Raw genomic sequence first — 19,561 nt, 5'->3', positions numbered from 1 at the left:
AAGTCCGTGATCTTGTGATCGCGCACTACCTCTCGGCGGTACAAATCCGTGCCGACTGTCACGCGACGGGGTTGCCTTCGATGACAGTTCTCGACGTCAGATTATTCCCCTCACGCGCCTGCGATGCATCCCAGAGTCCCGAGTAGTGACCACCGGCATACCGCAGAACATCGTGCGGGCCGTATTCAACGATACGTCCCCGGTCAACTACGACAACGAGGTCCGCTCGGGCAGCTGTCGCGAGGCGGTGAGCTACGACGACGGAAGTCCGTTTCCGGGTGACCGACCGACTTGCTTCGAGCACCATTCGTTCGGTCGCGGGATCGAGCGTCGCGGTCGCCTCGTCGAGGAGCAGAAGGTCCGGGTCGACGAGTTCGGCACGGGCCAATGCGATCAGTTGGCGTTGGCCCGCCGAGAGCCCCTGGCCGCGCTCGCCGACGGGATGATTCATGCCTCCACGCATGTCGGCTATCGAATTCAGTGCGCCGACGGAACGTGCCGCTTCCTCGATCTCCGCGTGCGACGCCGACGGCCTGCCGTACGCGATGTTGTCGGCGACCGTGCCGGTGAACAGATGGGCTTCTTGTGGGACCACGCCGAGGCGACGTCGGTACTGCGAGAGGTGGAAGTTCCGGATGTCGGTTCCGTCCACGTCGACCGATCCGGACGTCGGGTCGTAGAAGCGGGCGAGCAACTTCACGACCGTCGACTTCCCGGCACCGGTTCGGCCGACCAGAGCGACGGTCGTGCCCGGCGGGATTTGCAGATCGAAATCGGAGAGGGCGTCGACGTCCGCACCCGAGTACCGGAACCCGACCCCGTCGAGATGGACGGCGCCGTCGAGTCGTCCGGAGATCGCGATCAAATCCTCGCTGTCGGCAGTCTCGATCGAACTGCGAGTGCGCAGCAGGTCGCCGATTCGTTGCAATCCGACGTTTGCCTGTTGGTAACCATCGAACACTTGTGAGAGTTGCTGAATCGGTCCGAACAGCAGACCGAGGTAGAGCACGAAAGCGATCAGTACGCCGGGCGAAGTCGATCCGTTGGCGATCTGGTGCGCACCGACGAACACGACCGCGGCCAACGCGAGGTCGGACAGGAACGAAATGAAAGGGAAGTAGATCGAAATGGCTCGCTGCGACCGCATCCGCGATCGGCGGTAGCTCTCGGAGCGTTCTGCGAACCTACGCGCCGCACCTTCTTCGCGGCGGTAGGCCTGAGCCGCTCGCAGACCGGCGATGTTCTCCTGGAAGTCGGCATTGACGAGCGAGATCCGTTCGCGGGACTGGCTGTAGGCAACCGAGGAGATCTTGCGGAAGACCACGGTCGCGACCACGAGCGGTGGGATGACGGCCAGCGCCACCAGGCCGAGCGTCACGTCGGTCGCCAGGAGGGCGATCGAAATTCCGCCGACGGTCAGGACGCTCACGATCGCCGTCGACATACCGGTTTGGATGAACGACGAGAGCGCGTCGACGTCGGTGGTCATACGCGTCATGATGCGGCCGGACAATTCCCGTTCGTAGTAGTCCAGACCCAGGCGCTGCAAGTGTGCATAGCTGCGGACGCGGAGCCCGAACAGCACGCGTTCACCGGCTCGGGCCGTGAGCACCGTCATGACCGCCACGATGACCCAGTCTGCGGCGACCAGGAGCGCGCCGAACGCCGTCGCGATCCAGAGTGTGGTGCTGTCTGCGGTCACGACTCCGTGGTCGATCGCATATCTGACGAGGGAGGGAAATGCGATCGCCGCGGCGGAGTCCAGGGCAAGGCACACGACAACCGCCAGTAGAACCCAGCGGACCGGCCTCAAGATCTGTCGGAGTGAGAACTGTGGATTCGATTCGCGCAGGCTCTCAGGAGCAATTCCGGGGTCTTCGCGTGCGGGTGGGAGAGCGTCGACTGCTGCCCGCAGAGACGGAGTCACCGCGATTCCGCTGAGCGCTCCGGCCATCGGTCCGCCGGCACTCTGCGCCGAAGCGGTAGTGCTGTCGGCTTCGGATTCCGGAGCCTGCGGCCACAGCTGCTCGGCTGTGGGCTCGCGGCGTTGATGTCCGAAAGCGTCAGGGCCGGCCTCGTCGATTTCGGCGGATAGTTCCGGCGGCGAGGAGAACAGGGCGCGAAAGAGCGGACATCGCGCTTCCAGCTCGTCCACGGTTCCGGAGTCGATGATCCGTCCGCCGTCGAGAACCGCGACGCGATCTGCCAGCGTCAAGGTGGATCGCCGGTGCGCGAGGATCAGCGTGGTTTGCCGTCGTCTGGCCCGGAACGCGTCGAAGATCGCGGCTTCGGTAGCCGCATCGACCGCGGAGGTGGCGTCGTCGAGGACCAAAATCCGCGGGTCGACGAGGAGGGCTCGGGCAAGCGCGATGCGCTGACGCTGGCCGCCCGACAGCGTCAGACCTCGTTCACCGACAACGGTGTCGTATCCGTCCGGGAGTGCCTCGATGAAGGTGTCTGCCTGTGCCAATGCAGCTGCGGCGCGGATGTCCTCGTCGGAGGCGTCCTCGCGCCCCAGTGCGATGTTGGCGGCGATGGTGTCCGAGAACAGGAAAGGTTCGTCGAAGACCAGGCTGACGGCGGCACGAAGCTGTTCTGTGCGCAGTTCGCCGATGGGGAACGTCTCGCCCGCGGTATCGACGGTCACTACACCCGAAGTCGGGGCGTAGAACCGGGGGAGAAGCAAGGACAACGCGGTCTTGCCTGACGCGGCCGGCCCCACGACGGCGACGGTCTCGCCCGGTTCTATGCGAAGGTTCAGCCCGGTCAGGACGTCGCGTTCGGTGTCGAACCCGAATGCGACGTTTTCGAAAGTGACGCCGAGCGGACCGTCGGGCAGGTCCACCGGATGGTCAGGATCGGCGATGTCCGGCTGAGCGTTGATGACGTCGTAGACACGCTCGACAGCGGCGCGCGCAAGCTGCGCCATGACGATGACCGACGACAGAGTTCGGGTGACGCCGGTCATCGTCACGATGTAGGTGGCGAACGCGAGAAACGTTCCCACGGTGATCTTGTCGTGCAGTGCGAGATACCCGCCGAGAGCGATCACTCCCACCTGCCCGAGCTGGGGCAAGGCGGCCATGGTCGGCGCGAATTTCGCGTTCAACCACGCGGCGCGAAGACGCTCCGAATACAACGTGCGGCTGTGCTTTTCGAGTTGGTCGACGGCTCGTTGTTCCTGCCCGAATCCCTTGACGACGCGCACGCCCGTGACGGTTTCCTCGACATGTTGGGCGAGGTCGGCGGCCCGCTGCTGCGCGGACCATGTTGCGGCGAAGAGCATCGGTCGCATCAGGAACACCACCAGCCCTACTGCGGGGATGACGGCGACAGCGACGAGAGTCAACAGCGGCGAGAGCCACGCCATGATGCCGATCGCGAGCACGAATTGCAGGAGCGCACCCGCGGACATCGGCACCATCGCGAGCAAACCCTGGACGAGTTGTAAATCGGTGATGGACCGGGATACCACCTGGCCTGTGCGGATCTGATCCTGCCCGCGTCCGTCGAGGCGTTGCAGCGAGCCGAGCAAGGCGAGCCGCAAGTCGTGTTGAACATCGAGCGAGAGTCGGCCGGCAAGCATCCGTCGGCCGTACTGGCACGCGAAGCGGACGACCGCGAGCAGCGCGATCGCCAGCGCGACGAACCCGATCACCTTGCCTGGGTTCTCCTGGCTTGCGGCGTCGAGCGCATAGCGGGTCAGAAGAGGAAACGAGATGTCGATCGCCGAAGCGATGACGGTCACCAGAAGCGCGCCGATGGCAACTCTTCGGTGCAACCAGCATGCGTGCGCCAAGCGGCGGATCCAGCCCGGAGCTCGATCGACCTCTCCAGCTACCGGACTGTCCGTGTTGATCGTGTTCATCGAGATCCACGGTAGACCCGGCCCCAGACAGCCTTTTCAGGTGATGTCGCGGGTCCTGGTCCGCAGCCAACCGAGCCCGCAGAACAGAACCACCCAAGCTGCCAGCATCATCGGGCCGCTCGGCCAGGACGCAAACGCATCGACGTCGATCGACGGGGCCGCATTGATGATCGTGCCGATCGTGGCCGACACCGGAAGCGCGGCCCCGACCCCGCCGAGATCCATCGCGAGCAGCACTGCGCGGACGATCCATTCACCGAAGACGAACCACAGGATGACCGAGAGGGCACCGGCCATCGACGAACCGGTGAGCAGTGCCACCCCGGCGCCGAGCAGCGCCCACAGAGCGCACGCCAGAATGCCTGCGGCGCAGATGGCGAAGAGATCGGTGGTGAAGCTGAAGTCCCGGCCGAAGAGCAACATCGCGCCGATGCTGACTACTTCGACAGCCAACGCGTAGCCGACGGCAAAGACCGCGACGACCGCAAGTTTTGCGCCGAGAACTCCGTCACGGCCGCGAGCTGTGAGGAACGTCGTGGTGAGAGTTTTGTAGCCGAATTCGGATCCGGCGGTGAGTGCTCCGAAGACAGCCGCGAACACCAGGACAAGCGTGTTGGAGACACCGAGGCTGACGCCGGTGGACACGACATCGACGTCGAAGGTGGTGTCTGCCGAATCGGCCACGACTTCGACGAACGTCCTGGTGGAGGCAGCAATCAGCACGGCCACGACGACCGGTGCGATGGCCAGTGCCCACCAGTAGCGCAGGGTGAGAACTTTGAGTGTCTCCGCGCGCACGAGCGTGGTCATCGGTGTCCTCCGGAAGGTCCGTATGCGGCAGGGCCGTAATAACCCGGGCCCGAACCGGGACCGGGTGGGCGGTGGTATCCGACCTGGGGGACGGCATATTGCGGCGTTGTCATGGCCAGGAACAGTTGCTCGAGATCTGCGCCTTCGGTTGCGACACCGAAGATCGTGACTCCGGCGGCGGATGCCACCGGTGGCAGTACCGACGTGTCGGTGCCGCCCACGGCGAGCCGTCCGTCCTGGGTGATCTGGGCGTCGATGATTCCGCGAGCGGCCAATGCCGTGGCGAGGAGCGCTGGGTTGGAACACGAGACGAGCAGTCGACTGCGCTGCGAGCGGCGAAGTTCGTCCATGGTCCCTTGGTAGACGAGTGAGCCGGCGCTGACGATGACCACGCTGTCGACGGTCGCTTCCACTTCACGAAGCGCGTGACTCGAGATCAGAACCGTTCGGCCGGAACCGGCGAAGGTCTGCAGGAACTGACGAAGCCACGCCATGCCCTCGGGGTCGAGTCCGTTCGCGGGTTCGTCGAGCACGAGGATCTCGGGATCACCGAGCATCGCGGTGGCAAGGATCAGGCGTTGGCGCATCCCGAGCGAGAAGGTGCCGGTCTTGTGGGCTCCGACCGATCTCAGACCGACCATGTCCAGCACCTGCGCCGCGCGCTGAGTCGGCATGCCGATAGCGGCCGCGTAGATCTCGAGGTGTCCGAGGGCCGTTCGTTTCGGATGGAGACTGCCGACGTCGAGTACTGCGCCGACGGTCCGAGCCGGGTTGGGCAGCAAACGCATCGGGGTGCCGTTGATCGTGGCCGATCCCGACGTCGGTGACACCAGTCCGAGGAGCATCCGCAACGTGGTCGTCTTGCCCGAACCGTTCGGACCGAGAAACCCGGTGATCGAGCCCGCCTGAACGTCGAAGCTCAGGTCGTTGACCGCGCGCGCCGCCTTGAACGTCTTCGTCAACCCACGAATCTCGATGGGGGCAGAGAAGGATCCCATTGCGGTGTTCGTCAATGCTGCTCCCGGGTCGGCGGCGAATACGTGATGCGAGCCTACGGCCCGGACAGCTATCTGCGGATGGCCCGGCGTGTCTCCGTCTGGGGAAGCACTGCGGCATCGTCGGCAGGCATCACGATCAGGTGGTCGGTCCACCTGGCCGGTGCCGGTCCGAAGGCTTCGCGCGCATTCTTGACGACGCCCTTGCCGATTGCACGGTTGCCCGCACCGCCGATGACCGCACCGATTCCGGCCGGAACGAGCTTGCCGAGGATCAGTGCGCTGCGCTTCGCGGCGTACTTGGTCACGAATTTCCGCACGAGGGTGCTGTTCATTCCCCTCATCGTGGGTCCGGGAATCTTGCTCGTGATTGCCGTTCCCCAATTCTTGGCTGTGATTCCGGTGGCCTTCTGCACGATCTCCATACCGGATTCGCCGAGGGCGACTGCCAGGACCAGGGCACGTCGTTGCTGGTGATCCTGTACGGAGATTCCATGCACTGACGCAATTGCCAACGTCAGCAGCGCTGACGCCTCGAGGAAGAAAGCCGATTCCGCACCGACGGCAGCGATGGACGCGACCGTTCCGACGCCCGGCACGGCGGCGGTGGCGCCGACGGCACTGCCGCTTCCGGTAACGGCGAGAATGAACATCTTCTCCATCCGCTCGACGATCTGAGCAGGTGACTCGTCGGGGTGGGCCTTACGGACATGGTTGACGTATTTGGCCACTGCGGGCGCTTGCAGGCGGCTTCCGTTGTCGAGAACGGAAACGAGGACCTTCTCGATACGCCCGCTGTCGTTGTTCGTCGACTTGCTCATTGCTGCCCCTCCACAGTTGTCCTCCTCTGAAGCGAGGTGGACCGTATCTCGAGAATAGGTGAAGTTTTCGCTGGCGGCGGTGATCACCGGGGCCATAGGCTCGTACGCGACTCGGTTTTCTTCGTGAGTTTTCCCAGGCAGGAGTTCGAGTGTTATGACCGCCACTTCGGAATCTCGTTCGACGACCATCTGGCCGACGCTGCGCTACCTCGACGCCCGTGCGGCAATCCACTTTCTGGTGAGCACCTTCGGTTTCGTGGAGAAGGCCGTCTACGGAGAGGGAGACGTGGTGGACCACGCCCAACTCGACTGGCCGGGCGGTGGCGGCATCATGTTGGGTTCGCCGCGCACCGATTCGGCGATCGCCGGCCTGCCGCCTGGAATCGGTTCGGTGTACATCGTCGTGGACGACGCGGACGCCGCCGATGCACTCCACGAACGCGCTGTCGCGGCGGGCGCCACGATCACGCAGGGATTGCGCGACGAGGACTACGGTTCGCGGGGGTTCACCTGCCGTGATCCCGAAGGTGTGTACTGGAGTTTCGGCACGTACGCAGGGGAGTAGCCCCCCGCGACCTACCTGGTGGCCCAGTGCTCTGCCGGAACCACTTCCGACGGGATGGGCGGATGAGGTGGTGTGCCGTCCCCGAACGGTCGGCCACCCAACTGTTCGCGTCCGTGCGGTTCGAGCCAGTGTGTCAATTCCGGTCCCTTGGGCACGATTCCGGAGGGATTGATCTCGGAATGCACGATGTAGTAGTGCGCTTTGATCTGTGTGAAGTCGATGGTGTCACCGAATCCGGGGGTTTGGAACAGATCGCGCGCGTAGTCCCACAGCACCGGCATCTCGCTGAGTTTGCTTCTGTTGCACTTGAAGTGGCCGTGATAGACGGGATCGAACCGCGCCAGCGTGGTGAACAGGCGCACATCGGCTTCGGTGATGGTGTCGCCCACCAGGAAACGTTGCCGGGCAAGACGTTCGGTGAGCCAGTCGAGGCGGGCGAACAGCGTGTCGTATGCCTCGTCGTACGCCTGCTGTGAACCGGCGAAACCGCAGCGGTAGACGCCGTTGTTGACGTCGCGAAAAACGTACTCGGCCACTTCGTCGATTTCGTTTCGCAGAGGCTCCGGGTACAGATCCGGTGCGCCTTCGCGGTGGTACTTCTTCCATTGCGTCGAGAAGTCGAGGGTGATCTGTGGGTAGTCGTTCGTGATCACCTTGCCCGTGGCGATCTCCACCATGGCGGGCACCGTGATTCCCCTGGGGTAGTGGGGATCTCGGGCGAAGTATGCGTCCTGCAGTCGCGGGATCTTCAGTACGGGATCGACGCCGCCCGGGTCGAGATCGAAAGTCCAGCTTCGCTTGTCGTGAACCGGACCGCAGATGCCCATCGACAGTACGTCTTCGAGGCCGAGTAGGCGGCGGACGATGATGGCGCGGTTTGCCCACGGGCAGGCACGTGCCACGATCAACCGGTATCGCCCGGGTTCGACGGGGTAACCGTCGCGGCCGTCCTCGGTGATCCGGGTCGGGATGTAGTTGGTGTCGCGTTTGAATTCACGACCCTCTTCGACGAATGTCGGTTCGCTCGCGCCGTCTTCCGTACTCATCTGCGGTCCCTCTCGTTCGAGTGTCAACTGGGCAGGTGCACGTGTACCCGAGCGTATGCCCCCAGAACGTCGAATTTGGCTTTACGTGGAAGCGTCGCGCCGATCGCACTGCCGCGACTTGTGCGTAGCTGCGGGATCAAGCCGGAATCGAGAGCGTCCTCCGCAGCGAGAAGCGTTACTGCGCAGCCGATTCCGTGACGGCGATGCGCTGGAGCAGTCAGGGTCGTGAGATCTGCCACGAATCCCTGAAATTCGGAGTACGCCGCGCATCCGAGCACCTCGGTGGAATCGGTGAGGGCGGTGAACCACCGCGTCCGGTTCCCGAGGTCGGCTGTGGTGCTGTCGTCGGGTGGGCAGAGCGCAGCGACGGCGAGGGCATCGTCGATGTCGTGGGAAATCAGTAGTTGCTCGTCGGGTGGCGCGTCCGTGTAGTCGCCGAGGAAAGCGAGATCGACGGGGCCGGTGATTCGGCCGCCGTGATCGCCGGCGATCTCGAGCAGACGCGCCGGTTGCAGCAGGGCGTCGACGGAGATGTCCTCGGTGCGCTCGATGAACCACTGCGGCCCGACGATCGCACCTGAGCCTGCCAGATCGAGAACGTGGATGTCGTCGCCGACGACGCGGGCCGTGTGTGCCGGCCGAAGTGCCGAGTCGCCGAGGCCCAGTTCACGTGCCCAAGCGAGTCGGATGATGTCGAGGTGATGTTCGTCCACTCGCTACAGGCTAGTCCGATTCGAACGGGTTGATCGAGATGGACAGAGGTCGTATATTCCATGTGGACTATTTCAGGTGGAATAGTCAAGAAATAGTCAATTGCGGCTTGTCAGGGAGGGGGACTCATGGGTGACGTGTCTTTGACGCCTCTGGGAATCACCGTTCTGGGCCTGCTGTCCGAGCGTTCGATGCATCCGTACGAGATGTATCAACTGGCCTCGGTTCGCCGGGGCGATCAGTTGGTGAAGATCAAGCCGGGATCGCTCTATCACACGGTTTCCCGGTTGGAGAAGCAGGAACTTCTGGCTTCGATCGGGACCGATCGTGAGGGCAACCGGCCCGAACGGACGACGTACGAGATCACCGCCCGGGGCCGTGAGGCCCTCGAGCATCAACTACGTGAGATGTTGGCGGTTCCGGTGCGGGAGTATCCGCGGTTGCCGCTCGCGCTCGCCGAAATGCACAACCTCTCCGCGTCCACCGCGTGTCAGATGCTTCGAATTCGTCTCGCGCACCTCGACAAGACGATCGCGAAATTCGAGGCCGACTACGAAGCGCTGAAGGCGGCGGAAAAACCACGAATCTTCACGGTGGGCGCGGACTACGCCCACGCACTGACCGTCGCCGAAAGAGAGTGGATCGGCGCGTTGGTGACAGACATCGAGAGCGGCGAAATGCCCTGGCTCTCACAAGAACTTCTCGACCGGCTGGCCGGCTCCGCAGGCTCGTCCGCACTACCTAAGGACTGAAGATGGAAAAGCAGGTCAATCCCTGGCACGCGCTGTGGGCGCTGTGTATCGGGTTCTTCATGATTCTGGTGGACAGCACCATCGTCGCTGTCGCCAACCCTGCGATCATGGAGGACCTCGGCACCGACATCAACAAGGTCGTCTGGGTCACCAGCGCGTACCTGCTGGCGTACGCGGTGCCGCTGCTCGTCACCGGCCGGCTCGGTGACAGGTTCGGACCGAAGAACCTGTACATGATCGGCCTCGTACTGTTCACCGGCGCTTCACTGTGGTGTGGTCTGTCCGGCAGCGTCGAGATGCTCATCGTGGCAAGAGCTTTCCAGGGTCTGGGCGCCGCAATGATGACGCCTCAGACGATGGCCGTCATCACACGCACGTTCGCGCCGAACAAGCGTGGCGCCGCAATGGGCCTGTGGGGCGCGGTTGCCGGTGTTGCGACGCTGGTCGGTCCGCTTGCCGGTGGTGTGTTGGTCGACAATCTCGGCTGGGAATGGATCTTCATCGTCAACGTCCCGGTCGGTGTCATCGCATTCCTCCTCGCGTGGAAGCTTGTTCCGTCGTTGCCGACCAGCGAGCACAAGTTCGACATCCCCGGCGTGATTCTCAGCGCCGCAGGCATGTTCCTGCTCGTGTTCGGAATCCAGGAAGGCAGTTCGTACGACTGGAACGGATTCGTCTGGAGCCTGATCGGCGCCGGTGTGGTGTTGCTCGCGGTGTTCGTGTTCTACCAGTCACGCAACAAGAACGAGCCCTTGCTCCCACTCGAACTCTTCAAGGACCGCAACTTCTCGCTCGCCAACGTCGCCATCACCGCGATGGGCTTCGCGATCACGTCGATGGTCCTTCCGCTGATGTTCTACACCCAGGCAGTTCGCGGACTCTCCCCGACGCAGTCGGCGCTCCTCCTCGTTCCGATGGCCGTGCTGACCGGCATTTTTGCGCCGATCATCGGCAAGCTCGTCGACAAGACGCATCCGCGCTACATTGCGGGCACCGGCTTCCTGCTGTTCGCGATCGCCCTGGGCTGGCTGGCATTGGTGATGTCTCCCGACGTCGCGATCTGGGAACTGCTCCTGCCGATCGGCCTGATCGGCTTCGCCAACGCATGCATCTGGTCGCCGCTCGCGGCCACCGCCACACACAACCTGCCTCCGATGCAGGCCGGCGCCGGCGCCGGCGTCTACAACACCACCCGGCAGGTGGGTGCGGTTCTCGGCAGTGCCGCGATCGGAGCACTGATCACCGCACGATTGGCGGCTCAGGGTCTGACCGGCGGCAGTTCCGAAGCCGGAGTGGGTCACCTACCCGAGTTCGTCCGTGAACCGTTCAGCACGGCGATGTCGGAGTCGATCTGGCTGCCCGCAGGCGTGCTGCTCATCGGCTTCGTCGCTTCGGTGTGCTTCGCTCGGCCTCTGCGCGGCGACGCACACGACGACGCGATGGCCGTCAGTGCCGAAGCGCGTCGGGAAACATCACTGCACGATTGAGATAGTCGCTCGGGTCCAGGGCTCGCTTGATCGCCCACATCGTGGCTATGTCCTCCGCAGAGAGGGCCAGGTTCAGATAGTTGCGTTTGAGCGAGCCCACCCCGTGTTCGGAACTGACGTTTCCGCCGTGATCGCGAACCAGTTCGAGGACGCTGCGGTACACGGTGTCGGCGTTCGGGCAGTTCAGGACGTTGAGGTGGATATTTCCCTCGGCGACGTGTCCGAAGAGGATCGGAATTGCCGCGGGGGCACGACTCGCGATCACCGCCGCGGCGTCCTCGGCGAAGGTGGCAAGCGAGTCCAGCGGCAGCGCCGCGTCGAATTTCAGTGGGGGGCCGAACAGTCCGACCACTTCGGCGAAACACTCCCGCGCCGCCCACAAACGCGTCGAGCCGGGATCGTCGACCGCCACGGCCGGGGTCTGCGGTGGGTCGATGCGTTCGAGCAGCTCGGCCAGGTCTTCCAGCGGATCGTGGGCCGCGGACACCTCGGCGAGGAGGTACCACGGTCGCCCCGTCGGAACCGCGGCGTTCAAATGGTGGGCGGCCAGTTCGAGACCGCGCCCGTCCAACAACTCCAGTGCGTCGACGCCGTCGAGAGTGCGCAACACTCGCCCCGCCTCGACGACGTCTTGGAGTGTGTCGAAACCGGCCAGCGATGTGACGCGGTGAGTCGGTATCTTCCGTAATTTCAGGTCGACGGAAGTGACCACCCCTAGAGTTCCCTCGCTGCCCACCCACAGTGCGGGCAGGTTGTATCCGGAATTGTCGGACAACACTTTCGGTGACCGGCGCACCGTGGTCCCGTCGGGGAGCACCACCTCGAGGCCGAGCACCTGTTCGGCCATGTTCCCGTATCGAACCGTGTGCAGCCCACCGGCATTGGTGGAGACCATGCCGCCGATCGTCGCTGTATCCCGAGAAGCTATGTCCACCCCGAATTTCAGGCGGGCGGCGGCGGCCGCCGAATGTACCTGCGCGAGTGTCGCTCCCGCACCGACGGTGATCCGACCGGCGGCAACATCGACTTCGCCGATCGCCTCGAGGCGTTCGGTGGAGAGCAGGACGTCGTCGTGCTCGGGCACCGTCCCGGCGACCAGACCGGTTCGCCCGCCCTGAACGGTGACCGGTACGCCGCGCGAGCGGCACACGTTCAGCACTGCCGAGACTTCGGCGGTATTTCCGGGTCGGACCAGAGCGCTGGCGCGCCCGCTGTAGCGCCCTGTCTGGTCGGTGGAACGGGTCGCCAACACGTCGGCGTCGTCGACGACGAACCGGTGTCCCACAACGTCCGCGAGTGCATTTCTCAGACCGTCCACCCGACGATCGTAGGCCGGTTCGATGTGGCAGTGTGGCGGCATGACTGCTCCCGAATCGCATCCCACCCGCCTCGAGCGCTTCACCACCGATGGTGGTGCCGAGGTGGCTGTCCTGACGTTCGCGCACGGACCACTCAATCTGTTCGATCAGGCCATGTTCGACGCCGTCATCGCCGATGTTGCAGCGCTGACCGAAAACCCACCGCGCGCTGTGCTTCTGCGCGCCGAGGGCAAGGTCAACTCGGCCGGCGTCGACGTCCATGTGTTCGACGGACTGAACCCGGAGCAGGGAGCGGAATTGTGGCGCGAACTGTTCGCCCAGATCTGCCATCCGCTCGAGGCGTTGCCGTGCCCGGTCATCTACGCGGCGCACGGGCTGACGCTGACTGCTGCCTTCGAGATCTCCTTGGCCTGCGACATCATCCTCGCGGCGCCGAAGGCGAAGTTCGGACTGGTCGAGACAGTGGTCGGTCTGACGCCGTCCATGGGTGGACCGCAGCGTTTGGCCGAGCGCGCCGGTTCCGGACGGGCTCGGGAGTTGGTCATGACCGGCGATCTCTACGACGCCGCAACTCTGCACTCGTGGGGCGTCGTCAATGCCGTTCACGACGATGTCGATGCTGCGGCGCGTGCCCTGGCGGCCCGGTTGGCGGACGGGCCCACGCGAGCCCACGACGCCACCAAGCAGATCGTGGCGGCCTGGCGTTCCGGCGGGATCGCCCACGCGGATTCGGTGACTCCCGGGGTGTCCGGTGCGCTGTTCGCCACCGATGACCTACGCGGCGCTGTCCGCAGTTTCCTCGAGGTCGGACCGGGCAAAGCGGTCTACTCCGGAAAGTAAGTTTGCGACGATTATCGCCAGAGACCTCCATGAACTGTGATCCACGTCATATAGTCGAATGGCCGGTGGGTTGTCAGTGACGTGGAGGTATCGATGCGGTCGACGCTTGTGGAATACCCGTGTTCGACTCAGCTCCTCGCCGACGCCCGTGTCACCCGTGCGGGTGACGGGGTGCTTCGGTACAGCCAACTCGACCCGTCGCTGTCCGAACTCCTCGATATCGCCGTTCATCGATTCTCCTCACGCATCGCGGTGGAGGAGGTCGACGGCGAGCAGGTCACCTTCGCGGAGTTGTGGGCCGAGGCGTCGCGGGTCGCAGGCGGGCTGAAGTCGCGAGGCGTCGAGATCGGTGACCGTGTGGCCATTCGCGTCGCCGCCGGGGTGAGGTGGATGGAGGCGTGCCTCGGCGTCATTCTCGCCGGCGGTGTTCCGGTCTCCGTGGGTGTTCATCTGAGCGACGACGCGGCGGACTTCGTCATCGCGGACAGTGGCTCGGTGTTGGTGCTCGACGGGGAACTCCCACACGGTGTTCCGTTCATCGACGACGGTGCCGCCCCGGAGGAGATGGCGATCCTCGCGTACACCGCCGATTCTTCGGGCGAAATGCTGGGCGTCGAGTTGAGCAACGAGAACGTGCTCTCCGCCATCGTCGGCATTCTGCACTCGCGCGACTACGGCGTCGAAGGTGTGCGCAATCTGTTGGTGGACAATGACTTCAAGTCGGTACGGCAATTCGTGCACGTGCTCGCGACGTTGGTGGTCGGTGGAACGGTGGTCCTCGCCGGCGACTTCTGGCGTGAGAGTGTGCATACCGTCGACATCGTGACCGGGCGGCCCGAGGACCTGCTCGAGCCTCGGTTGCTCACCCTCGGGCCGGCGGCGCGTGCCGGTTCGAGGTCGGTGCAGTGGATCGATTGCAGCGGGTCGCCGATCACGGTCGAACAGGAAGCCAAGCTGCTGACCCTGTTCCCGGCTGCTCGGCATGTGATCGGGTGGGGCAAAACCGAGACCTGTGGGGCTGGTCTCATTCTGCCAACCGAGTCGGCACCTACCCACCTCGGAAGCGTCGGAATCGCTTTCGGTGGAATGGAAGTGGCGTTGTACGGCCCGGATGCTCCAGGTGGTTTCGGTGAGTTGCTGTGCCGTGGACCGAGTGTCACGCGTCGGTATTGGAACTCGCCGCAAGCGACCTCGACGAGGTTCACCCAGGGGTGGTTCTGCACTCACGACACCGCGCAGATCGACCCCGATGGCTTCGTCCGTATTGTCGAACGCAACGTCGCGTAGTCACGCGAGCGTGGTCGACAAACGAGAGGGACATCATGGCGGACGAGGTTCTCACCGAGCGGCGCGGGCGGACACTGATCATCACCATCAACCGGCCCGAGGCGCGTAACGCCATCAACTCGGCGGTCAGTCACGCATTGGCCGCTGCGGTCGAAGAGCTCGATGCGGACGACGATCTGTCCTTGGCGGTGCTGACAGGAGCCGGCGGAAACTTCTGTGCCGGTATGGATCTGAAGGCATTCGTGGCCGGCGAGAACGTACTCGTGCCGGGACGCGGTCTCGGATTCACGGAAGGGCCGCCGCGTAAGCCGATCATTTCGGCGGTCGAGGGCTTCGCGTTGGCAGGCGGCACGGAACTCGTGCTTGCCACCGACCTGGTGGTCGCGTCGTCCGAAGCGAAGTTCGGTATCCCGGAGGTCAAGCGAGGGCTGGTCGCAGGTGGAGGCGGATTGTTGCGCCTGCCCAAGCGGATTCCGTACCAGAAGGCATTGGAACTGGCCCTGACCGGTGACAGTTTCACAGCCGAGGAGGCCTACCGCTACGGCTTCGTGAACACGGTGACCGAGCCAGGTAAGGCGCTCGAAGGCGCGCTGGAGCTGGCTGATCGCATCACCCGCAACGGACCGCTCGCGGTTGCGGTCACCAAGGAGATCATCGTCAAGGCCGGCGGTTGGTCCGACGACGAAGCTTTCGCGAAGCAGTTGCAGGTCATGGCGCCGGTGTTCGCGTCCGAAGATGCACGCGAGGGCGCGACGGCGTTCGCCGAGAAGCGCGCCCCGGTCTGGAAGGGGCGGTAACACCGACATGGCTACACCTGTCGCAGAGCTGCACATGCACATCGAGGGTTCTCTGGAACCCGAACAGATTTACCGACTTGCCGAGCGCAATCGAATGGACTTGCCGTACAAGGATATCGACGATCTGAAGTCGAGGTACGAGTTCACCGATCTGCAGTCGTTCCTCGATCTCTACTTCGCCAACATGGCCGTCCTGCGCACCGCGGAGGATTTTGCCGACCTGACGCGAGCGTACTTCCGCCGCGCGGCTGCCGCCGGCGTCGCGCATGCCGAGTTCTTCTTCAATCCACAGGCGCACGTGGTCCGTGGTGTTCCGCTGACCGAGGTCCTGGACGGGATCATGGATGCGGTGGCATCGAGTGAGCGCGAGTTCGGGCTCAGCAGCGCGGCAATCGCCGCCATCCTCCGAGATCAGCCCGTCAAAGACGCCGAGGAGATCTTCTCCGAGATAATTCGCCTGCAGGCTCCAATCGTCGGGCTCGGACTCGACTCCGCGGAGGTCGGCAACCCGCCGTCACTGTTCGAGGACGTGTTCGCCCGCGCCCGTGCCGAGGGTTTGCACGTTGTGGCTCACGCCGGTGAAGAGGGACCGCCCGAGTACATCTGGCAGGCGCTCGACATTCTCGGCGCCGAGCGGATCGACCACGGAGTCCGGGCACTCGAGGATCCTGCCCTGATCGAGCGTCTGGTCGACGAGGAGATTCCACTGACGGTCTGCCCGTTGTCGAACGTTCGTCTGCGGGTGTTCGATTCGCTGTCGGATCATCCGCTTCGATCGATGCTCGAGATGGGTTTGATCGTCACGGTCAACTCCGACGACCCGGCCTACTTCGGGGGATACGTCGACGACAATTTCACCGAACTGGGCCGAGCCCTGGGTCTGACCGAGGCCGAGCGAGACACCCTCGCCCGGAACTCGATCAAAGCCTCGTTTGCGAGCGATGCGCGAAAAGCGGAACTGCTGCGGCGCTGACCGTCAGTCGCCCAGCACCTGACGCAAGTATTCGTTGTCGAACACACGATTCGCGTCGTACTTGTCTCGAACGGCGACAAAGTCGTCGAGTCGGTCGTACGTCGGACGCAGGTCGTCGACGGTCCGGTTGTGCATTTTTCCCCAATGCGGCCGGCCGTCGACGGCGCGCGCGATGGCTTCCACCGCGGCGAAGTACTCCGTTTCGGGTCGGCGGTGGTACTGGTGTACCGCGATGTATGCGGTGTCGCGTCCGTGAGCAGTGGAGAGCCAGAGGTCGTCGGCGGCAGCGAAACGTACTTCGACGGGGAAAGCGACGTTGGTTCCGGACTTCTTCATCCAGCGATCGATTTCGTGAAGTGTCTCGGTGACGTGTTCGCGGGGAATCGCGTATTCCATCTCCTTGAACTTCACCCGGCGCGAAGACGCGAATACCCGGTAGCTGCGATCTGTGAACTCGCGGGCGCCGAGCAATCGGGACGACACGTTGTTGATTCTCGGGATCGCGGCCGGTGCCAGGGTGGCAACGCGGTTGACACCTTCGAAGAGTGTGTTCGAGAGGAGTTCGTCGTCGACGAACGCGCGGACCTTGCCCACCGGATCGGGTTCGGTATCTCCGGGGAGTCGCGTATTGCTCTTCGTCAGGACACGATCGGTGTGCGGGAACCAGTAGAACTCGAAGTGATCCAGGCCCAGGCGATCGCCCTCGAGGGTGTCCAGTATGTGAGACAGCGTGTCGGGTTCCTCGATTGCGCGAAGTGTGAATCGCGGAACGCAGGCGAGAGTGATCTTCGAAATGATGCCGATTGCGCCCAATCCGAGGCGGCCCGCTTCGAACAGCTCGACGTTTTCGTCGGCGCTTGCGGTAACGACGGATCCGTCGGCGAGAACGATCTCGATTCCGCGAATCTGTGTGGCGATACCGCCGAATCGTGCGCCGGTGCCGTGCGTGCCGGTGGACGTCGCGCCGGCCAGTGACTGGACGTCTATGTCACCGAGATTTGCCATCGCATATCCGCGTTGCCACAAGGCGTCGTTGAGAGCATGAAGGCGAGTGCCTGCAAAAACAGTGACCAGCGCACCGTCGTCGGTCGGTGTGATCGAGTCGATTCCGCTCAAGTTGTCCAGGCTGACGAGGACACCGTCAGTGACCGCGACACCGGTGAACGAGTGGCCGGCGCCGACGGCCTTCACACGTTGGCCACGCGAGGCGGCCTCGGCGACCAACGACGAAAGTTCACGGGTATTTGTCGGCGTCGCAAAGCGACGCGGCGCGGCGCTTTGAGTGCCCGCCCAGTTCTGCCAAGTGTCCGAAGCCATTACGCAATAATGTACTTGGACGGTCGTCCAGGCAAGTATTGCGCGAAGATTTTGTCATTTGCGTTCTACGATCATTGGATGCTGAACAGGCTCCCGGCGGACGAACGCCGCACACAATTGGTCGAGTCCGCCTTGTCTATTGCGGAACAGCGCGGTGTCAGTTCTGTGACGGTAAGGGCGGTGGCAGAGGAGGCCGGGGTATCGCTCGGCGTCGTTCATTACTGCTTCGAGAGCAAGGAAGCGCTGATCGCGGCAATGGGTGAAACGCTCATTCTGCAGCTCAGTGCGTCGATGCAGTATGCGTTCGCGCAGGTCCGCCATGCGCCGGATCTCAGTGGCGTGCAGGGGCTCAGGGAATTGCTGCACATCGGCCTGACCGGAATGTGGCCGACCATCGAGGCAACCCCGGATCGCCAGTTGTTGACCTACGAAATTACTGCGCAGGCACTGCGTAGTCGCAATCTCGGAGCCGAACGTGCTGGGGCGGTTGCATTTGAGCAGTACCGAATCATGGATGAGCTCGCGGTGTCGTTTCTCGAAGAGTGCGCCAAGATATCGGGCACGGTGTGGACGGAGCCGTTGAGTTCGATTGCGCGACTGAGTCTTGCAATGATCGACGGCCTTGTTCTGCGATGGCTGGTCGATCGTGACTCCGACGCGACTATTGCCGAGTTCGGAGAAATGGTTCAGGTAATCGCCAACAAAGCCGTGGTCGCGCCTCAGTAGAACCGCCATCCTGGACATACGTCCAGGATTGGTGATTGACTGGTCGCACGCCGCGACGATTGGATCATCTGTGACCAGGACCCTTGATCGACTCACTGCTGCCACGCGAGAACTCGACCCGCCTCTGGCTGCTCTGGATCTGACCACACTGCGCAGTAATGCAGCCGACCTGGTGCGCCGCGCCGGTGGAACCCCGGTGCGAGTGGCGAGCAAATCGGTTCGTTGTCGGACGGTTCTGGCTGAAACTCTCGGCGACACACTGACCGCGTCCGGCGGATTCCGCGGAATCATGGCGTACTCACTGCGCGAGGCTCTGTGGCTGGTCGGGCTCGGCGCACGGGACATCCTGATGGGGTACCCGACCGCCGATCGTGGCGCCATCGCGGATCTCGCTGCCGACGACACCGCTCTCGCATCGATCACCTTGATGGTCGACGACGATGCGCAGTTGGACCTCATTCGTTCGGCGTCGACGGGGGATGCGCCTGTCCGCGTGTGTCTCGACGTCGACGCGTCACTGCGGATCGGCCCGATCCATCTGGGCGTACGACGCTCGCCACTGCGCGAACCTGGCGCGGTCGCCGCACTCGCGGCGCGTGCGCGCCAACGCGGATTCTCCGTCGTCGGAGTGATGTTCTACGAAGCCCAGATTGCCGGCCTTCCTGACACCAGTGCTCCGATCGGTTGGGTCAAGAAAGCCTCTGCCCGCGAATTGGCGTCCAGAAGGGGCGCTGTGGTCGCGGCCGTCACCGATGCCGTGGGTGCACTCGAGATCGTCAACAGCGGCGGTACGGGGTCGCTGGAGGTCAGCTCGGCCGATCCTGTGGTGACCGAGGTAACAGCAGGCTCCGGACTGTACGTACCGACCCTGTTCGACCGCTACCGTGCCTTCCGTCCCGATCCGGCGCTGTTCTTCGCGCTGTCGGCCGTGCGCAAACCGACGCCGTCGGTCACGACCCTGTTCGGTGGCGGATACATCGCGTCGGGACCTGCGGGAGCCACCCGCGTTCCGTCGCCGGTCTGGCCCGCCGGTCTCAAACTGCTCCGTAACGAAGGTGCCGGCGAAGTCCAGACGCCGGTCACCGGGAAGGAAGCCGGCAACATCGCGATCGGCGACCGTGTGTGGTTCCGTCACGCCAAAGCCGGCGAGCTGTGCGAGCGCTTCGACCGCGTGTACGTGGTCGAAGCCGACGGCACCCGAACCTCGGTTCCCACCTATCGCGGCGAAGGGCAGTGCTTCGGGTAGG

The 19,561-nt window shown here is 63.9% G+C and carries 17 protein-coding genes; 9 read left to right on the top strand and 8 right to left on the bottom strand.

Features of this window, described 5'->3' with window-relative positions:
• Positions 1–58: 58 nt before the first annotated feature.
• The 4 genes from ACN50D_RS27320 to ACN50D_RS27305 form a co-directional block, all read right to left on the bottom strand.
• A complete protein-coding gene (locus ACN50D_RS27320; protein ID WP_065351185.1) occupies positions 59–3,868 on the bottom strand; it encodes an ABC transporter ATP-binding protein in 3,810 nt (1,269 codons plus the stop codon).
• A gap of 36 nt (positions 3,869–3,904) precedes the next feature.
• Positions 3,905–4,678, bottom strand: coding sequence for an ABC transporter permease (locus ACN50D_RS27315; protein WP_075833874.1), 774 nt, complete (start codon positions 4,676–4,678; stop codon positions 3,905–3,907).
• Positions 4,675–5,676, bottom strand: coding sequence for an ABC transporter ATP-binding protein (locus ACN50D_RS27310; RefSeq protein ID WP_030536929.1), 1,002 nt, complete (start codon positions 5,674–5,676; stop codon positions 4,675–4,677). The genes ACN50D_RS27315 and ACN50D_RS27310 overlap by 4 nt, the downstream gene beginning before the upstream one ends.
• Before the next feature lie 68 nt (positions 5,677–5,744).
• Positions 5,745–6,494 carry a hypothetical protein gene (locus ACN50D_RS27305; RefSeq protein WP_003945111.1) on the bottom strand — a complete coding sequence of 250 codons (750 nt, stop codon included), beginning with the start codon at positions 6,492–6,494 and terminating at the stop codon, positions 5,745–5,747.
• Between the two features lie 154 nt (positions 6,495–6,648).
• Here ACN50D_RS27305 and ACN50D_RS27300 point away from each other — a divergent pair, with 154 nt between their 5' ends.
• The gene (locus ACN50D_RS27300; RefSeq protein ID WP_003945129.1) at positions 6,649–7,059 is read left to right on the top strand and encodes a VOC family protein; all 411 of its coding nucleotides are present in this window, start codon (positions 6,649–6,651) and stop codon (positions 7,057–7,059) included.
• Between the two features lie 11 nt (positions 7,060–7,070).
• Here the strand turns inward: ACN50D_RS27300 and ACN50D_RS27295 are convergent, their stop codons facing one another.
• Positions 7,071–8,105, bottom strand: coding sequence for a glutathione S-transferase family protein (locus ACN50D_RS27295; protein ID WP_042450363.1), 1,035 nt, complete (start codon positions 8,103–8,105; stop codon positions 7,071–7,073).
• 23 nt (positions 8,106–8,128) lie between these two features.
• The gene (locus tag ACN50D_RS27290) at positions 8,129–8,818 is read right to left on the bottom strand and encodes a hypothetical protein (RefSeq protein WP_003945114.1); all 690 of its coding nucleotides are present in this window, start codon (positions 8,816–8,818) and stop codon (positions 8,129–8,131) included.
• Between the two features lie 126 nt (positions 8,819–8,944).
• Here ACN50D_RS27290 and ACN50D_RS27285 point away from each other — a divergent pair, with 126 nt between their 5' ends.
• Positions 8,945–9,568 carry a PadR family transcriptional regulator gene (locus ACN50D_RS27285; protein WP_007736146.1) on the top strand — a complete coding sequence of 208 codons (624 nt, stop codon included), beginning with the start codon at positions 8,945–8,947 and terminating at the stop codon, positions 9,566–9,568.
• A 2-nt stretch (positions 9,569–9,570) separates the two neighbouring features.
• Positions 9,571–11,055: a DHA2 family efflux MFS transporter permease subunit gene (locus ACN50D_RS27280; protein ID WP_003945132.1), complete on the top strand. Its 1,485-nt coding sequence runs from the start codon at positions 9,571–9,573 to the stop codon at positions 11,053–11,055.
• On the opposite strand, the gene ACN50D_RS27275 is transcribed toward ACN50D_RS27280, so the two are convergent.
• A complete protein-coding gene (locus ACN50D_RS27275) occupies positions 11,015–12,415 on the bottom strand; it encodes an FAD-binding oxidoreductase (protein WP_212634110.1) in 1,401 nt (466 codons plus the stop codon). The two genes, ACN50D_RS27280 and ACN50D_RS27275, sit on opposite strands and share 41 nt — an antisense overlap.
• On the opposite strand from ACN50D_RS27275, the gene ACN50D_RS27270 reads away from it, so the two are divergent.
• The 4 genes from ACN50D_RS27270 (at position 12,414) to ACN50D_RS27255 (ending at position 16,271) form a co-directional block, all read left to right on the top strand.
• Positions 12,414–13,214: an enoyl-CoA hydratase/isomerase family protein gene (locus ACN50D_RS27270; RefSeq protein ID WP_007736151.1), complete on the top strand. Its 801-nt coding sequence runs from the start codon at positions 12,414–12,416 to the stop codon at positions 13,212–13,214. The two genes, ACN50D_RS27275 and ACN50D_RS27270, sit on opposite strands and share 2 nt — an antisense overlap.
• A gap of 93 nt (positions 13,215–13,307) precedes the next feature.
• Positions 13,308–14,501, top strand: a complete 1,194-nt coding sequence (locus tag ACN50D_RS27265; protein WP_007736152.1) for a class I adenylate-forming enzyme family protein — start codon at positions 13,308–13,310, stop codon at positions 14,499–14,501.
• Positions 14,502–14,536: 35 nt separating this feature from the next.
• Entirely contained in the window at positions 14,537–15,298 is a 762-nt protein-coding gene (locus ACN50D_RS27260; RefSeq protein ID WP_042450356.1) for a crotonase/enoyl-CoA hydratase family protein, read from the top strand.
• 7 nt (positions 15,299–15,305) lie between these two features.
• The gene (locus ACN50D_RS27255; protein WP_019749316.1) at positions 15,306–16,271 is read left to right on the top strand and encodes an adenosine deaminase; all 966 of its coding nucleotides are present in this window, start codon (positions 15,306–15,308) and stop codon (positions 16,269–16,271) included.
• Positions 16,272–16,274: 3 nt separating this feature from the next.
• Here ACN50D_RS27255 and ACN50D_RS27250 read toward each other — a convergent pair whose 3' ends face one another.
• Positions 16,275–17,588 carry a D-arabinono-1,4-lactone oxidase gene (locus ACN50D_RS27250; protein WP_042450351.1) on the bottom strand — a complete coding sequence of 438 codons (1,314 nt, stop codon included), beginning with the start codon at positions 17,586–17,588 and terminating at the stop codon, positions 16,275–16,277.
• Between the two features lie 78 nt (positions 17,589–17,666).
• On the opposite strand from ACN50D_RS27250, the gene ACN50D_RS27245 reads away from it, so the two are divergent.
• Positions 17,667–18,314 (top strand): TetR/AcrR family transcriptional regulator, encoded by a 648-nt coding sequence (locus ACN50D_RS27245; RefSeq protein WP_020908434.1) that lies wholly within the window; start codon positions 17,667–17,669, stop codon positions 18,312–18,314.
• Positions 18,315–18,384: 70 nt separating this feature from the next.
• Positions 18,385–19,560 carry an amino acid deaminase/aldolase gene (locus ACN50D_RS27240; protein WP_007736155.1) on the top strand — a complete coding sequence of 392 codons (1,176 nt, stop codon included), beginning with the start codon at positions 18,385–18,387 and terminating at the stop codon, positions 19,558–19,560.
• Position 19,561: the final 1 nt, after the last annotated feature.

The organism is Rhodococcus sp. SB1D (assembly GCF_048573875.1).
Taxonomy (GTDB): Bacteria; Actinomycetota; Actinomycetes; order Mycobacteriales; family Mycobacteriaceae; genus Rhodococcus_F; species Rhodococcus_F qingshengii.
Note: the sequence above shows the minus strand (reverse complement) of the source record. Positions and strands in the feature narration are given on the sequence as shown.

Bases quoted from the DNA above. Each gene is read 5' to 3' on its own strand.
- ACN50D_RS27320 (WP_065351185.1), bottom strand. From the start codon at position 3,868: ATGAACACGATCAACACGGACAGTCCGGTAGCTGGAGAGGTCGATCGA.
- ACN50D_RS27315 (WP_075833874.1), bottom strand. From the start codon at position 4,678: ATGACCACGCTCGTGCGCGCGGAGACACTCAAAGTTCTCACCCTGCGC.
- ACN50D_RS27310 (WP_030536929.1), bottom strand. From the start codon at position 5,676: ATGGGATCCTTCTCTGCCCCCATCGAGATTCGTGGGTTGACGAAGACG.
- ACN50D_RS27305 (WP_003945111.1), bottom strand. From the start codon at position 6,494: ATGAGCAAGTCGACGAACAACGACAGCGGGCGTATCGAGAAGGTCCTC.
- ACN50D_RS27300 (WP_003945129.1), top strand. From the start codon at position 6,649: ATGACCGCCACTTCGGAATCTCGTTCGACGACCATCTGGCCGACGCTG.
- ACN50D_RS27295 (WP_042450363.1), bottom strand. From the start codon at position 8,105: ATGAGTACGGAAGACGGCGCGAGCGAACCGACATTCGTCGAAGAGGGT.
- ACN50D_RS27285 (WP_007736146.1), top strand. From the start codon at position 8,945: ATGGGTGACGTGTCTTTGACGCCTCTGGGAATCACCGTTCTGGGCCTG.
- ACN50D_RS27280 (WP_003945132.1), top strand. From the start codon at position 9,571: ATGGAAAAGCAGGTCAATCCCTGGCACGCGCTGTGGGCGCTGTGTATC.
- ACN50D_RS27270 (WP_007736151.1), top strand. From the start codon at position 12,414: ATGACTGCTCCCGAATCGCATCCCACCCGCCTCGAGCGCTTCACCACC.
- ACN50D_RS27275 (WP_212634110.1), bottom strand. From the start codon at position 12,415: ATGCCGCCACACTGCCACATCGAACCGGCCTACGATCGTCGGGTGGAC.
- ACN50D_RS27265 (WP_007736152.1), top strand. From the start codon at position 13,308: ATGCGGTCGACGCTTGTGGAATACCCGTGTTCGACTCAGCTCCTCGCC.
- ACN50D_RS27260 (WP_042450356.1), top strand. From the start codon at position 14,537: ATGGCGGACGAGGTTCTCACCGAGCGGCGCGGGCGGACACTGATCATC.
- ACN50D_RS27255 (WP_019749316.1), top strand. From the start codon at position 15,306: ATGGCTACACCTGTCGCAGAGCTGCACATGCACATCGAGGGTTCTCTG.
- ACN50D_RS27250 (WP_042450351.1), bottom strand. From the start codon at position 17,588: ATGGCTTCGGACACTTGGCAGAACTGGGCGGGCACTCAAAGCGCCGCG.
- ACN50D_RS27245 (WP_020908434.1), top strand. From the start codon at position 17,667: ATGCTGAACAGGCTCCCGGCGGACGAACGCCGCACACAATTGGTCGAG.